The 15,073-nt window shown below is 70.4% G+C and carries 10 protein-coding genes; 5 read left to right on the forward strand and 5 right to left on the reverse strand.

The features are described from left to right. The first annotated feature begins 1 nt into the window (after position 1). Together AAFX79_02200 and AAFX79_02205 are read left to right on the forward strand one after the other, a co-directional pair. A complete protein-coding gene (locus tag AAFX79_02200) occupies positions 2–1,972 on the forward strand; it encodes a hypothetical protein (GenBank protein MEO1007357.1) in 1,971 nt (656 codons plus the stop codon). Positions 1,973–2,016: 44 nt separating this feature from the next. Continuing rightward, entirely contained in the window at positions 2,017–3,978 is a 1,962-nt protein-coding gene (locus AAFX79_02205; GenBank protein ID MEO1007358.1) for a hypothetical protein, read from the forward strand. A 12-nt stretch (positions 3,979–3,990) separates the two neighbouring features. Here the strand turns inward: AAFX79_02205 and AAFX79_02210 are convergent, their stop codons facing one another. Then, on the reverse strand, positions 3,991–4,947 hold the full coding sequence (locus AAFX79_02210; GenBank protein ID MEO1007359.1) for a phosphoribosylaminoimidazolesuccinocarboxamide synthase: 957 nt from the start codon (positions 4,945–4,947) through the stop codon (positions 3,991–3,993). Between the two features lie 64 nt (positions 4,948–5,011). On the opposite strand from AAFX79_02210, the gene AAFX79_02215 reads away from it, so the two are divergent. Genes AAFX79_02215 through mfd form a run of 3 tightly spaced genes read left to right on the forward strand, consistent with a single transcriptional unit; the run spans position 5,012 to position 10,524 of the window. After that, the gene (locus tag AAFX79_02215; protein MEO1007360.1) at positions 5,012–6,652 is read left to right on the forward strand and encodes an endo-1,4-beta-xylanase; all 1,641 of its coding nucleotides are present in this window, start codon (positions 5,012–5,014) and stop codon (positions 6,650–6,652) included. Beyond that, a complete protein-coding gene (locus AAFX79_02220) occupies positions 6,649–7,176 on the forward strand; it encodes a ComEA family DNA-binding protein (protein ID MEO1007361.1) in 528 nt (175 codons plus the stop codon). Before AAFX79_02215 ends, AAFX79_02220 begins: the two co-directional genes overlap by 4 nt. A gap of 18 nt (positions 7,177–7,194) precedes the next feature. Next, positions 7,195–10,524, forward strand: a complete 3,330-nt coding sequence (gene mfd, locus AAFX79_02225) for a transcription-repair coupling factor (GenBank protein ID MEO1007362.1) — start codon at positions 7,195–7,197, stop codon at positions 10,522–10,524. Positions 10,525–10,593: 69 nt separating this feature from the next. Here the strand turns inward: mfd and AAFX79_02230 are convergent, their stop codons facing one another. The 4 genes from AAFX79_02230 to AAFX79_02245 all read right to left on the reverse strand — a co-directional run bounded on the left by AAFX79_02230 (position 10,594) and on the right by AAFX79_02245 (position 15,018). Continuing rightward, complete coding sequence (locus AAFX79_02230) at positions 10,594–12,408, reverse strand: right-handed parallel beta-helix repeat-containing protein (GenBank protein ID MEO1007363.1); 1,815 nt, start codon at positions 12,406–12,408, stop codon at positions 10,594–10,596. A 3-nt stretch (positions 12,409–12,411) separates the two neighbouring features. Next, a complete protein-coding gene (locus tag AAFX79_02235) occupies positions 12,412–13,026 on the reverse strand; it encodes a hypothetical protein (GenBank protein MEO1007364.1) in 615 nt (204 codons plus the stop codon). Between the two features lie 120 nt (positions 13,027–13,146). Beyond that, on the reverse strand, positions 13,147–14,085 hold the full coding sequence (locus AAFX79_02240; protein MEO1007365.1) for a sugar nucleotide-binding protein: 939 nt from the start codon (positions 14,083–14,085) through the stop codon (positions 13,147–13,149). Between the two features lie 75 nt (positions 14,086–14,160). Continuing rightward, positions 14,161–15,018, reverse strand: a complete 858-nt coding sequence (locus AAFX79_02245; protein ID MEO1007366.1) for a hypothetical protein — start codon at positions 15,016–15,018, stop codon at positions 14,161–14,163. Positions 15,019–15,073: the final 55 nt, after the last annotated feature.

Genomic DNA, 15,073 nt, shown 5'->3' on the forward strand with positions numbered 1-15,073 from the left:
CATGGGCGAGCTGTGGGCGCGGCTGGACCGGCTGCAGAAGACCACCGGATTCAAGATCATCATGACGGCGATCGCCGCGGCGGTCGTGGTGGCGGCGGGGCTGGTCTACGTCGTCCAGTCGGGCGGGGACAGCCGCGCGAGCGATCAGATCGCGCTGGCCGACACCACCCAGATCGAGGACGCCGCGCTACGGGCCGCCGTCGAACGCGACCAGCGGGTCATCCTGGAGGTGCTGGACCAGGACCGCAGCCCGCAGGCCGTCGCGATCGGGCTCGCCGTCGCCGCGGGCGTGGGCATCACCGTCATCTGGCTGGGCCTGGCGATCACCTACATCGCGATGGGCCTGGGTGTCGCCGTCGTCGCGACGCCGCTGATCCTGGCGTCGAGGTACGGCTACGCGGGACCGATCACGGGGGAGATAGGCCGCATCCTCGTGGGTGCGGCGGCGCTGGCGGTGTGCTTCACCGCGGTGCTCGAGGTGCTCCGGCTGCTGCTGTCGGTGCCCACGGGCCCGGTCTTCGCCGTCGCGCGCAACGTGCTGGCCGAGGCGGTCCGCATGCGGGTCTCGCTGGTGTTCATCGTGATGCTCATCTTCGGGCTGGCGGCCGTACCGCTGCTGCTCAACGAGAGCGTCCCGCTCCGCTATCGCATGCAGAACTTCCTGCAGTACGGCACGGGCGGGGCGTTCTGGGTCATCGCGATCCTCACGCTGCTGCTGTCGGCGGCGACCGTCAACTTCGAGCAGCGCGACAAGATCATCTGGCAGACCGTGACCAAGCCCGTCGCCGCCTGGCACTACCTGCTCGGCAAGTGGCTCGGCGTCATCACCCTCAACGCCGCGCTGCTGGTGGTCACCGGGTCGGCGGTCTTCCTCTTCGCCGAGTACCTGCGGCAGCAGCCCGCGCAGGGCGAGCGGCAGGCCTACGTCGCGGCGGGGGTCCAGCTCGGGCGGTCGCCCATCAGCGAGGATCGCCGCATCCTGCACAACCAGGTGCTCCAGGCCCGCGTCGCCCGCGAGATCGACAACCCCATCGACAAGAACAGCGAGCAGTTCGACGAACTCGTCGAGCGATACCTCGAGCAGCAGGAGGCCGCCGACCGCTTCGGCGACGATCTCCGCAGCGCCGAGACCCGCACGCAGATCCGCGAGGATCTGTACAAGGACTTCGTCTCGAGATACCGCTCGGTGCCGCCGGGCCGGACGCAGACCTACGTCTTTTCCGGCCTCGAGAAGGCGGCGACGCTCGATACCCCGCTGGTGCTCCGCTACAAGGTCGAGTCGGGCAGCAATCGCCCCGACGAGTTCTTCACGATCAGCTTCAATGCCGGCGGCGTGCCCTACGAACGCACGGTCGGACTCGCCCAGACGCTGATCATCGACGACATCCCGCCGACGGCCATCAACGATGAGGGCCAGCTGCTGCTGCAAGTGCTCAACGGAGGTGACGTCCACGAGCGCAACGGCGAGATCGTCGTCGTCGCCAATCCGAGGACCATCACCTTCCCGCCGGGCGGGCTGGAGCTCTCGTACAGCGTCGGCGGCTACCGCATGAACTTCTTCAGGGTCATCGTGGTTCTGTGGATCAAGCTGGCCTTCCTCTCGATGCTCGCCATCACCTGCTCCACGGCCCTGAGCTTCCCGGTGGCCTGCCTGACGGCGTTCGGCGCGTTCTTCGCGGCCGAATCGGCCCTCTTCCTGGAGGATTCCCTCGAGGTCTTCAACCCCTTCTACGGGGAGGGCGTCGGACCCGCGATCCTCTGGGTGGCCGAGTCCATCGGCGGCGCGATCATCTGGGTCTTCCGAACGTACGCAGAGTTGAAGCCCACCAGCAAGCTCGTGCAGGGCGAGCTGGTCTCGTGGACGAGCGTGCTCGTCGGTGTCGTAGTGCTCAGCGCGTGGTGCGCGGCGCTCTTCGGCATCGGCTGGCTGGTATTCCGTAGCCGGGAACTGGCGATCTACTCGGGCAACTGATCTGGCGGCCACGCGAGCCGCAGGGTCCAAGCGGAGGATTCGACATGCCGACCGGCCGGGGCGTCCAGATCATCGCGATTGCGCTCTGCATCTTGTCCCTTGGGTTGTCGGGCGTCGTCTCGGCGCAGCTGACCGCGTCGGCGGGGCGGCACAAGCTGACCTACGCCGAGCGGGCCGAGGAGGGCGATCCGCCGGAGGTGGCCGTTGGCATCGCGATGGGGGCCTTCCGCGGGCTGTTCGTCAACATGCTGTGGATCCGCGCCAACCAGCTCAAGGAAGAGGGCAAGTACTACGAGGCGGTCGACCTCGCCCGGGCGATCACGAAGCTCCAGCCCCGCTTCCCGCAGGTGTGGTCCTTCCACGCCTGGAACATGGCGTACAACATCTCGGTCACCACCAACACGCCCGAGGAGCGCTGGAACTGGGTCCGCCAGGGCATCGACCTCATCCGTGAAGAGGGCGTCGTCCACAACCCGGCCGACCTGGTGATCCACAAGGAACTCGCGTGGCTCTTCCTGCACAAGGTACAGGCCTACGCCGACGACGCGCACTTCTACTACAAGCTCCAGCACGCCGCCGAGTGGCACGAGATCCTTGGCCCGCCGCCGCACCCCGAGCCGGGCAACAACAACCGCGAGCGCCGCATCGAGCAATTCGAAGAGTGGCTCACGCCCATCGTCGAGGCGCCCGACACGCTCAGCGGGGTGATCGCCACCAACCCCGACGTCGACGAGCTGGTCGCCCAGCTTGCGGTGCTCGACATCGAGCCCAGTGGCGCGAAGATGCTCCGCAACGTCACCCGCACACGGGCGGCTCGGAACTCGGCTACCTGGCCCGTGCTCCAGCGGCAGGCCGACGATCGCTTCCGGCAGATCGCCGCCCTCGTAGAAGACCCGAGGCACGCCGACGCGTGGGAGGATCTGCTGGCCTACGGCCGGCGGCGGATCCTGCTCGAAGAATACAACATGGAGCCGGCCCGCATGCTCCGCTACACCAGCAAGTACGGCCCGCTGGACTGGCGGCACCCCGCGGCGCACTCGCTCTATTGGTCGCAGAAGGGCGTCGAGGCGGCGCTGCTCCGCGTCGAGGACGAGAATCGCTCCGACTACGATTTCATCAACACCGACCGTATGGTCGTGCAGTCCGTGCAGGAGCTCTGGCGCAGCGGCGACCTGTGGTTCGACTACAACGGCATGCTGCTCAACCCACACGGCGGCCAGCCCTTCTACCTGGGCCTGCCCAACACCGCCTACATCCCGGTGTACGGCGAGATCCTCGAAGAGGTGGTCGCCCGCAGCTGGGCCGACGGCCTCGATCGCGCGTACAGCTCCTACTTCGCTGGCTACGAGAACTTCATGAAGGACGCCATCCGCTACCTGTACCGGCGGGGCCAGAAGCAGCTTGCCGCCGAGATGAAGGACGAACTCGCCCAGTTCCCCTTTAGCAACACGAATGACAGGACGCGTGCGCAGTGGCTGGCCCAGGACATCGATCGCTTCGTCAAGGCCGAGATCGTCGATCGCGTCGGTTCGCCCGTGGTCGCCCAGACCGAGGTCCGCGGCGCGATCCAGGACGCGCTGCTGTCGGGCCTGATCAATGGCGACGACGACATCTTCGACAACCAGATCGCCTACGCACGGCAGTTCCACGCCGCCTACCTCGAGGAGCAGCTCCGCGAGAACAACGTGACCAACCAGGGCGGCCGGATGGAGTTCCTCGATCGCCGCTTCGACTTCGAGGTCGGCAACATGTTCCGCCGCCTGCTGCTCACCCTGGATCTGGATTACGCCACCACGGGCTACGCCAACGCGCCGCCCGAGCTCAAGCGGTGGGCGTACGACGACCTCGTCGGCGCCGTCAGGCCGGCCTTCGAGGAGGCGACCGAGGAGGGCGACCCCGACTTCGACGTGCTCTTCCCCGAGCCCGAGGGCATGGAGCAGTTCCGCGCCATGGTCCGAGGCGAGCTCGAGGGCCGCGCACGGGACATCGAGCGCGAGGCCAAGTAGCGAGACGCGGCCCTAGCGGCCGCCGGTGACCTTCTCGAACGCCTCGGCGTACCGCGCCGATGTCTGCCGCACGATCTCCGACGGCAGCGGGGGGCCGGGCTCGGACTTGTCCCACGCGCCCCGATCGACCAGCGTCTCGAGGTACTCGCGCACGAACTGCTTGTCGAAGCTGGGCTGCGCGCGGCCCGGCTCGTAGCCGTCCGCCGGCCAGAAGCGCGAGCTATCCGGCGTGAGCACCTCGTCGGCGAGCATCGCCTCGCGCGCGCCGCCCACGCGATCCAGCGGCAGCGCGAACTCGAACTTGGTGTCGGCCAGCAGGATGCCCCGGGAGGCGCAATGCTCGGCGGCCGCGGCATAGATCGCCAGCGAGCGGTCCCGCAGGTCGCCGACGAGATCGCCGCCCAGCATCGCCACGGCGGCCTCGAAGGAGATCGGCTCGTCGTGCTCGGGGGGCTCGGCCTTGGTGCTGGGCGTGAAGACCGGCTCGGGCAGCCGCTCGCATCGCCGCAGGCCGGCCGGCAGCGCCACGCCGCTCACGGATCCGGTTGCGTGGTAGTCTCGCCAGCCCGAGCCCTCCAAATAGCCCCGCACGACGCACTCCAGGCGGATGATTTCGCCACGAATGGCCTCCGTGGTTCGGCCGGCGAGCAGGTCCCGCGGCGTAGCGTCCGGGGGCGCGAAGGCGGCGTCGGGCCAGCTCGGATCGTCGCCGATGAAGTGCGTCGGGCCGAGCCCCCGCGACTCGATCCAGCCGAACCACCACGCCGACATCCGCGTCAGCAGGCGGCCCTTGTCGGGGATGGGCGTGGGCAGCACGACGTCGAAGGCCGACAGTCGATCGGTGGCGACGATGGCGACGCGATCGGCCGCCAGCTCGTAGACCTCGCGGACCTTGCCGCGGTGCAGCCGGCGCAGCCCGAGCGTGGACTCGAAGAGCGTGCTCGACCCCGGCTGCACGATGCCCGCCATGGCGATATGGTAGAGATCGCGGCCGGGAGCCGCGGCGAATCCCCTCCCCGGAGAGCAGCCGCGCATGCTGAGGTTTTTCGTGCTACGAGGGGGCCGCCCCGCCGATGCCTGGCCCCTCCACCACGCGATGCTCGTTGCGGCGGACGGCTCGACGGCCCAGGGCCGGGCGCGCGTCGAGGCCGGCATGCTCATCGCGGAGACCGAGACCGCCAGCCCCGTCTCCCTGGAGCTGCTCACCCCGCTCGAGGGCGGCGCCGAAGCCCGAGACCGCGAGTTGATGCTCTCCACGACGCTGCTGCCGCACCGCGAGCGGCCCTACCTGCTGAGCCTCGAGCTGGCTCGCAAGCAGGTCATGCGCTTCCTCAATGCGCTCGAGTCCTGGAACCTCGCCGACATCCCGCCAGACGGCACCGCGATGCAGACCTTCAATCGCGCGCGGCAGGACTTCTCGACGGCCGTCGTCGCGTGGCGGAGCGTCCGCGTCGACGACGGCGACGCCGACATGGACGGCGTGATCGCCGCCGATCGCCTCGCCCGTCGCGCACTCGTCGACGCGGTCGAGGCCGGCGAGGAACTCGTCCGCGAGGCGACCGCCCGCGGCATCGCGGCGCGGAGCGACGGGTCGGTATTCAAGGATGCCCTCGCGCGGGCCGAACGCTCGCTGGGCCGCACCGCCGAGAGCACCATCGCGGTCGTCAAGGCGCCCGAGACCAGCGGCGTGGCGATGGCGGGCGTGGCCAAGCTGGGCTGCACGGTCTCGCCGCGGCGGTTCGATGACGCGAGCCAGTCGGCCGCCGCGCGGGCCGCCGAGTTCGTCAGCGTGCCCATGCCCTGGCGTGAGATCGAGCCGAGCGAGGGCACCTACGCCTTCGCCGGCACCGATCGCTGGATCGAGTGGGCCATCCGCAAGGCCAAGCTGCCGGTGACCGTCGGCCCGATCATCGACCTCGACCCCGACGCGCTGCCCGAGTGGCTGTTCATCTGGGAGAACGACTACGACACGCTTCGCGAGATCTTCTACGAGCACATGCGGCAGGTCGTCACGAGGTACCGCCGCACGGTGCAGTGGTGGACGCTGGCCTCATCCCTGGGCGTCGAGGGCGGCCTGAACCTCCGCTTCGAGCAGATCGCCGACCTGCTCCGCGTGGCGACGACCGTAGCCCGCAAGTTGCACCCCCAGGGCCGCGTGCAGGTCGAACTGGTCGACCCGTTCGCGGCCTACGCCGCCCGCACGCCGCGGACGCTGCCTCCGCTGCTGCTCGGCGAGCTCATCGCGCAGGCGGGCATCAACGTCGACGCCATCGCGCTGCGGGTCGACCTGACCGGCGAGGGCCCGAGATCGGTCGTCCGCGATGCGATGGCCTTCTCCGAGATGCTCGATCGCTACGCCGAGTTCGACCGCCCGCTCGCCGTCACCGGGCTGCTGTGCCCCGCCGGAGCGGCCGACACCTCGACCGGCCACGAGCACGGCCACTGGGACGGCCCCTGGTCGCCGCAGATCCAGGCCCGCTGGCTGGAGACCATGGCCTCCGTGGCGGCGTCCAAGCCCTTCGTGCACTCGATCTGCTGGGGCGCGGCGTCGGACGCCGACGGCGGACGCGCCGGGCTCGTCGACGCCGGCGGCCAGCCCCGTCCGGCGCTCGCGTCCATGGCCCAGCTCCGCGGCACGCTGCGGCAGGGCGTGGGCGAGGCGCTGCCCACGTGACTCCCGGCACCAACGAAGCCGGCCGGGACTGGTCCCGCGGGCCCGCCCGATGGATCGCCGCGGCCGTGCTGGCCGCCGCCGGCATCGCGGGCATCGTCTACGGCGTCGTCGTGCGGCCCACGCCTGCGCCGCCACCCGTCGTCTTCCTTGTCAATCCGCCTCCGCCTGGACCCCCGCGTGGACCTTCGCCGGATCTCGCACACGAGCCGACGCGGGCTGGCGGCGCCGAGCCCGCCGAGTCCACGCCCATCCGTCCCCCAGCCTCAGCCCGACCGGACGCCGGGGTCATCCCCGCTCCGCCAAGAACGCTGGCCGACGGCCTGCGGATCGACCCCAACACCGCCTCGCTCGAGCAGCTCCAGCTGCTGCCGGGCATCGGCCCCGCCCGCGCGCAGGCCATCATCGACGAGCGGACCACCAACGGCCCCTTCCGCACGCCGGAGGATCTCGAGCGGGTGCACGGCATCGGCCCCAAGACCGTCGAGGCCGTCCGCGAGTTCGTCGCCATCGTCGGCCCGGGCTGAGCACTAGCATCGCAGTCCTTGAAGGATCGCGTCGGCGGGCTTGCTGGCATCGATGCGCTAGGCCGTGCCCTGGATCTCGGCGGGGATGCCGCTGCGCGCGGCGCGATCGGATCCTCGCCCGCGTTCACCGCCGCGGGCCTGGCAACCGCTCACCGCCGGCCGATCGTCGTGATCTACGCGCACACGAGCGACGCCGAGCACGCCGCCGACGAGCTGGCGAGCCTGGGCCTCGCCGTGGTGGAGGTCCCGGCGATCGAGGCCCTGCCCGGCGAGGGCGAGCGGGAGGCCTCGGGCCTGGCCGAGCGCATCGCCGCCATCCGCCGCATCGCCGCCCTCGAGAACGCCGGCGAGCCCTTCGTCGTCGTCGGATCGATCCACGCGTTCATGCAGCGGGCGCCCTCCGCCACCGCGGCCGAGGGCGTCTCGCGACGCATCGCGCCGGGCGATCGCCTCGACCCGAGCGATCTGGTGGCGTGGCTCGCAGACGCGGGCTTCCGCCGCGTCGAGGCCGTCGAAGAACCCGGCGACTTCGCGCAGCGGGGCGGCATCATCGACGTCTTCCCGACGCACGCCACGGGCAGCGGCGGGGGACCGGTTCGCCTGGACTTCTTCGGCGACGAGGTCGATCGCCTGGCCGAGATCGATGCCGAGACCCTCGCCGCCTCGGCCACGCTGGACGCCGTCGAGCTGGTGGCGGCGGGGGACCGCATCCGCGCCGCGTCCGAGGCGGGCGTCTGCCTGCTCGAGCACTGCCCCGCCAACGCCTGGGCGCTGCTCATCGAGACGATGGAGGTCGGCGAACAGGCCCGCGGCTACTACGAGCGCGTCACCAGCGACGCGGCCGTGCTCGCCCCCGCCGAGGTCATCAAGCACGCGCGGACGCGGTTCGCGGCCTTCGCCGAGCTCAACCAGTATTCGCCCCCATCGGGCGGCGCCGAGGTCGCGCTGCCGATCGAGCGGCCGCCGGACTTCTCTGGCGAATCTGCCGTCGCCGCGGTGCGGAGCCTCGCCGCCTGGACCCAGGAACGCGGTGCCAGGGCGGTCGTGCCCTGCGCAACGGCGGGCGAGCTGAGCCGCCTCGGGGAGCTGATCGCCGAGGCCGGCGTTGACGAGGACGCCATTGAGCCCTGGCATGCCTCGATTGCGCACGGCTTTGCGTGGGGCGGCGAGGCGTCGGTCGCCGTCCTGCCGATGCACGAGCTGCTCGGCCGGGCGCCGGCCCGACGCCGCTCGGCCCGCCTCCGCGCCGCGCGCACCGTCGACACGTTCCTGGAGTTCGCCCCGGGCGACGCCGTCGTGCACGCCGACCACGGCATCGCGCGATTCGTCGGCCTCACGCTCCTGCAGCCGAGCGGCTCCAAGCGGCTGGTCCGATCCAAGCGTGAGGCCGATCTCGAGGAGTACCTGACCCTCGAGTTCGCCGGCAACGCCCACCTCCACGTCCCCTGCACGCAGATCGACCTCGTGCAGAAGTACGTCGGCGGCTTCAGCGGCTCGCCCCCGCTCAGCCAGCTCGGCGGCCAGCGCTGGAAGAGCCAGAAGCAGCGGGTCGCCGACTCCGTCCGCGACCTGGCCGGCGAGCTGCTGCGTGTTCGGGCCGCGAGGGAGGCCGTGCCCGGCATCGCCTACCCCGCCGATACGACGTGGCAGAAAGAGTTCGAGGCCGAGTTTCCCTACACCGAGACCGAGGACCAGCTCGCCGCCCTCCAGGAGATCAAGCGGGACATGGCCTCGCCCCGGCCGATGGACCGCTTGATCTGCGGCGACGTCGGCTTCGGCAAGACCGAGGTCGCCGTGCGGGCCGCCTTCAAGGCCGTCGAGTTCGGCAAGCAGGTCGCGGTGCTCGTGCCCACGACGGTGCTCGCCGAGCAGCACGAGCGGACCTTCCGCGAGCGCTTCGCGGCCTATCCGTTCCGGGTCGAGTCGATCTCACGGTTCAAGACCACCAAGACCATCAACGCCACCCTCCGCGACCTCCGCAAGGGCCAGGTCGACGCCATCATCGGCACGCATCGGCTGCTGAGCAAGGACGTCCGCTTCGGCGACCTCGGCCTCGTGATCGTCGACGAGGAGCAACGCTTCGGCGTCGAGCACAAGGAGTCCCTCCTGCGGATGCGGACCGCCGCCGACGTGCTCACGCTCAGCGCCACGCCCATCCCCCGCACGCTGCACATGGCGATGCTGGGGCTGCGGGACATCTCGAGCCTGTCCACGCCGCCGGTCGACCGCCAGAGCGTGGTGACCGAGGTCGTGCCCTTCGATCGAGAACGGGTCTCGCAAGCCATCGCACGGGAGCTGTCCCGCGAGGGCCAGTGCTTCTTCCTGCACAACCGGGTGCACGACATCCGGGCCCGCGCCGCCGAGGTGCAGTCGCTCGCGCCCGATGCCCGCATCGTCGTGGGTCACGGCCAGATGCCCCCCCGCGAGCTCGAAGAGGTCATGCTCAAGTTCGTGCGGCACGAGGCGGACATCCTCGTCTGCACGACCATCATCGAGAGCGGCATCGACCTACCCAACGTCAACACCATCTTCGTCGCCGAGGCCGACAACTTCGGCCTCGCCGACCTGCACCAGCTCCGCGGCCGCGTCGGCCGGGGCAGCCGGCGGGGCTACTGCTACCTGCTGCTGCCCGAGGACGGCATCCTGAGCGCGGTCGCCAAGAAGCGGCTCGCCGCCGTCGAGCAGTACAGCATGCTCGGCGCGGGTTTCAAGATCGCGATGCGGGATCTGGAGATCCGTGGGGCGGGCAATTTGCTCGGGGCCGAGCAGTCGGGCCACATCGCCGCCGTTGGCTACGACATGTACTGCCGGCTGCTCGACCAGACCGTCCGGCAGCTCGGCGGCGAGACCGCCGTTACCCACAGCCGCATCGCCGTCGATCTGGGCATCCGCGGCTACATCCCCAAGGCCTACATCCCCAGCGACATGCGGCGGATGGATGCCTACCGCCGCCTCGCGCTCGCCGCCAGCGACGACGGCGTCGCCGACCTCCGCACCACACTCGCCGAGGCCTACGGCGAGCCGCCCGCACCCGTCGAGCGGCTGCTGACGCTGGCCGAGCTCCGCGTCGCGATGGCCGCCGCGGGCGCGAGCGGCGTAGCCATGCGCGGCCGAGACGTCGTCGTGTTCACGCCGCGGCCCGAGGCCATCCTCGAACGCCTCGATGGCATCGCCGGCACGCTTACGGCCCTGGCGCCCAAGACCGGCGGGGGCGGCCGCCGCGACGCCGACACCGAGCAGCCGCTGCACGAGGTCTACTGGCGACCGCCCGAGAGCTACCGCGAGCCGCCGACGCTGGTCGAGGTGCTCCGCCGACGCCTCGCCGAGGGTGCGCCCGTCGCCTCCTGAGCATCAGCGTGACGGGTGCCCCGAATCGGCGCCCCGGTGGCCAAGAACCACGCCTCCCGACGGCCAAACCTACGGGCAACCCTGCGCGAACGCGTCCTGGAACGCCAGGAAGTCGAACAGCGTCAGCGCCCCGTCGCCGTCGAGATCTGCCTCCGGATCGTCGGCGTCGAACAGATTGCTGAAGGCGAGAAAGTCGAACAGCGTGGCGTTGCCGTCGCCGTCGAGGTCGACCCCGCACGGCTCGCCACTGCAGGGGCCCAGCGGCAGCACTCGCACGAGCGGCAGCGCGCCGTCGTCCCGTGCGTCGTGCACCCGGGCGAGCACATCGTCCAGGCTGCTCGTGCCCCAGTCCACGCAGCGAGCGTCCGAATCGGCGACGGGGAACGCCGAGTCGGGCACCTCGAGGTACAGGTCCGCGCCCACGCCTGCGGTGTTCGCCGCGAAGCGCACCACGCCCACGCCGCTCGGGCCCACCTCGCCCGTGAGATCGAGGCCCGAGCCCAGGGCGGTGACGTAGATGGCCCCGCCCCGCGGCGCGTCGTTGTCCTCGAAGTCGGCCGACAGGAACTCGAGCCCGTCGGCGTCGATCGCGACGGCCCCGCCGGCCTGCCATGCGGTGTTGCCGCGGAACACGTCCGGATTGCCCGGCGTGCCGACGAGCGACCGCCGGGCGCTCTCGGGCAGGAACAGCGCACCGCCGAAGTCGGCGCTGTTGTTCACGAAGGTGTTGCCGCCCGAGAGGATGCTGCCCCCCAGGATCGCAGCCCCGCCGCTGGGCGCGCTGTTGCGCTCAAAGGTGTTGTCGAACAGGTCGACGAATCCCCCGGTCGACAGCGCACCACCGGCGACATCGGCGATGTTGCCGATGAACGTGTTGTGGCGGATGACCGAGCCGCCCACCAGCGCGGGTCCCTGGCGGTTGTCCTCGAACAGGCAGTCCTCGATCACCCCCGCGGCGAGCAGCCGTCCGCCTCGCCGGAAGACGCTGTCCCGCACGGCCATCTCGCTCGACACCAGGTCCCCGTGCGTGTCGTTCTCGGTGAAGGTGCTGCCCTCGACGACGATCCGCCCCGCCCGGGCCAGCACGCCGATCTCGCTGCAGTTGCGCACCTCCGCGTCGCGGATCTCGATCCAGGAGGCCTCCAGGAGGCCGCCCCAGCGGCCCGTGATGTCCTCGATTGCGCACCCCTCGAGCACCAGATCGGGCTCGGACGGGATCGGCGATCGACTGCTGGTGATCTCAATGTCCATCCCCGCGCCGCGGCCGTCGGAGATCGCGATCCCCGACAGCTCCACGCCGATGAGCGTCGCGCTCCGGCCACCCTCGATCCGCAGGCCCTCCTCGCTGGTGCGGCCGATGCGCACGTCCTCAAGCCGCACGTCGGCAACGCCGCCGAAGCCGTGCTCGATGTCGATGCCTCCGCCGTCAACGTCAAAGACGAACATCGAACGCAGCACGGGCTGTGCCCGATCGATCTCGATCGCGGCGCCGAAGCCCGCATCGACGTCCCGCAGCACGACGTGTTCCAGGATGCTGCCCGAGACGTACGCGCCCGTGCCCGGGTCGAGGACGCCGTCGATCGCCTGATCGCCGAACCGGATGCCCTCACCGCCTCGTAACTCGATGCGCCGGTCCTCCCTGCCTCGGGCCACGAGGCCGCCAACCTGCACCATCAGGCTCGTGCCCGGCTCGAAGTCGACCTCGACGCCCGTCGCAACCGTGAGCGTGGCCCCCCCGATGATCTCGACGTCCGCCGTGATCAAGAAGGGGCTGTCAGCGAGCGACCACTCGGTGTCCTGGCTGATGGTGCCGCCGACGGTGGTCTGCCCTTGCAACGCTGCCGCGAGCGTCAGCGTCGCCGCAATCATGCACGATAGACGCATGGCTCACCCCCTCCTACGCCGACCAGCAAGGCCCAGCGCCATCGCGAGCACGAGGCCGCTCGCCGGTGCGGGCACGACGCGGATCGTCGCGGTGCCCTCCTGGAAGCCGTCGAGCCGGCTCTCCGAGGTCGACGAGTCCATGCTGATGTACACGTCGAACCTCGACGTGCGCGTCTCGAGGTCCACGTCGAACGGCGTATCGACGACGTCCGGCGCGGTGAAGGTGGCCTCCCAGAACGCGATGGGGTCGCTCGGATCCGGGAAGATGCCCGCGCCAACGAATAGCAGCTGCCCCGCGATGATGCCGCGGACGCCGCGATCGCCGATCATGCCCGCCGACGTACCGGGTCCGTCCATCGGCTCGACCACGCGGATATCGCTCAGCCCGAGCGCGCCCGCCGACGAATCGAGCCACGTCGCCACGCCGGCTACCGCGTGGTCCCGGATGGAGTCAAAGTTCGCGTCCAGCCGGATCGTCGTCGATTCCCCGGGTCCCAGCGTGTCCGTGCCGAGCACGATGTCCAGCCCAGCGGGATCGCGAACCTGCGCTATCGCGGTGCCGCCGATCACGAGCACGGCCGCGATGGGCGCGCACCTTCCAAGGATGTGCGTTGCCATGTCCGATTCCTCCAATAGAGCACGGCTGAGTACCGCCGAGTCCTACACACAGATTACCGGAACATCGCCGCTTCCGCAAGAAAACCGGCGGCCGGGCTTGCATAGGCCACATGATGATCGCTAAGCCATCCGCACGGCGGTCCATCGCAGCTCGTCATCGAGGCTGGCGGGTGCAAAGCCGAGTTCCGACATCGCCCTGGAGCCATCCAGCGACACGTCCGGCGCGCGAGGAGCCGGCATGGCGACGTCCGATTGCAGGCCGGGCGTGAACAGATCCGCCTCGAACCCGAGGGATTCGGCGGCAACCGCCGCGAATCGCCGGCCCAGCTCATAGCGGCTGACGCGCTCGGGCCCCGCGAGGTGGTACGTTCGGCCGGCGGCACCCCGCCCCAGAGCCAGCAGCAGGCCGGCTGCGGCATCTCGGGCGCTCAGCGGTGTGCGGAACTCGTCGGTGAACAGCGCGAGCGCCGTCCCGGCGCGGGCGTGCTCCACCCAGCCCGTCAGGAACGAGCCGGGCGCACCATCAGCGGCGGGGGGGCCGAAGAGCAGCGGCAGCCGAGCGATAATGGCCGCTGGATAGGCGTCGTGCGTCCGTCGCTCGGCCTCCAGCTTGCTCCGCCCGTACACGTTGACGGGCGATACGGGGTCGTCCTCGGCGTGCAGGTGGCCGACGCGATCCCCGGCGAACACCAGGTCGGTCGAGCACAGCACGAGCGGGATCGCCGCGTCGCCGCACGCCCGCGCGACCACGTCGCTCGCCCGGGCGTTGTCCCGCTCGGCGACCTCCGGGAAGCGCTCGCACTCGTTGGTGCGCGCCGCGGCCGCACAGTGGATGGCTGCGTCCGGTGCGACCTGCTCCAGGGCGTCGCGCACCTCGACCGGTTCCGCTAGGTCCGCGCGCACGGTCGTGTACGTGGTGTTCGGCATGGAACGGACGATGCCGACGACGTCCCAGCCGTCCCTGGCCGCACGCTGCGCGAGGTGGCGGCCCAGGAAGCCGGCGATGCCGGTGATGAGCAGGCGCTTGGAGTCGCCGGTCTCGTGGGGCTGGGGAGGCATGGCGGTGCACGATAGCCCGCGATGGCCTCGAGCTTCGCACGCCGTGTGTGTGCGTGGAGGCCACTATCTCTTCGTTCACCCGCACTCGGGGCAGGTCGGGCCGACGATCCTTCGCAGGTCGTAGCCGCAGCGAGGGCAGCGGCCGGCGAGTTTGTGGCGGAGTGCGCGGGCCAGCGCGATAGCGGTGAGCGCGGCGAACCACGAGGCGGCGAAGAACGCGGTGTTGGCGATCGCCGCGGATGGCAGGACCCGGTAGGGCAGCGCGAGCGCCGTGGGCTGCATGCCGGGCAGGGGGGCGCGATTGAGCGCATCGATCGTGATCTGCCCCTCAGTGACCTCGGCCTGCTGGATGCCGGATTTGGCGACCGTGATCTCCACACCCTCCATGCCCTCGAGCATGGGCGATGGCCAACCGACGCGGCGGGCATAGAAGACAAAGGAGTCCGCCTGTGTCGCCGCCACGCGTTGTGCCAGGTTGGGTGGGGGGAACGACACAATTTGATCGTCGATGCGCCGTATCGGAGGCATGTTCGCCTTCGCGTCGGCGTGCGCTTCGGTCATGCTGCCCGGCGGCCTGTTGAGCATCTTCTCGAGCCCGGGCAGGGATTCCACCGTTTGTCGTTCCAGTTCTTCGGCGTAGGCGGCCCCGCCGAGTTCCAGCACACGATCGGCTCGACGCCGGTTGCTCTCGGACAGGGCGTTCACGCGGTCGAGCCGATCACCCGACCACGACTCGGACGTCCAGACTGAGCATCGATTCACGCTCTTCTTGAGGAGCCATGGCTCCACGACACCGATCCCCTTGTTGAGCCACGACGAGGCGGGGCGGTACCACCCGGTCCACATGCCGACCGTGACGCCCCACGCCACCAGCCAGGCGGTGGCGAAGCCGAGGGGGCCGCACCAGAGTGCTCGGCGGATCCAGCGGGGCATGGACGATCGTACGAGGGTGGGTTTCGGATCAGCGTGCCGGGCTACGCGCGACTTC

The sequence above is a fragment of the Planctomycetota bacterium genome, from assembly GCA_039819165.1.
Lineage (GTDB): Bacteria > Planctomycetota > Phycisphaerae > Phycisphaerales > UBA1924 > JAHCJI01.

Coding starts and splice junctions, on each gene's coding strand:
- AAFX79_02200 (MEO1007357.1), top strand. CDS start 2: ATGGGCGAGCTGTGGGCGCGGCTGGACCGGCTGCAGAAGACCACCGGA.
- AAFX79_02205 (MEO1007358.1), top strand. CDS start 2,017: ATGCCGACCGGCCGGGGCGTCCAGATCATCGCGATTGCGCTCTGCATC.
- AAFX79_02210 (MEO1007359.1), bottom strand. CDS start 4,947: ATGGCGGGCATCGTGCAGCCGGGGTCGAGCACGCTCTTCGAGTCCACG.
- AAFX79_02215 (MEO1007360.1), top strand. CDS start 5,012: ATGCTGAGGTTTTTCGTGCTACGAGGGGGCCGCCCCGCCGATGCCTGG.
- AAFX79_02230 (MEO1007363.1), bottom strand. CDS start 12,408: ATGCGTCTATCGTGCATGATTGCGGCGACGCTGACGCTCGCGGCAGCG.
- AAFX79_02235 (MEO1007364.1), bottom strand. CDS start 13,026: ATGGCAACGCACATCCTTGGAAGGTGCGCGCCCATCGCGGCCGTGCTC.
- AAFX79_02240 (MEO1007365.1), bottom strand. CDS start 14,085: ATGCCTCCCCAGCCCCACGAGACCGGCGACTCCAAGCGCCTGCTCATC.
- AAFX79_02245 (MEO1007366.1), bottom strand. CDS start 15,018: ATGCCCCGCTGGATCCGCCGAGCACTCTGGTGCGGCCCCCTCGGCTTC.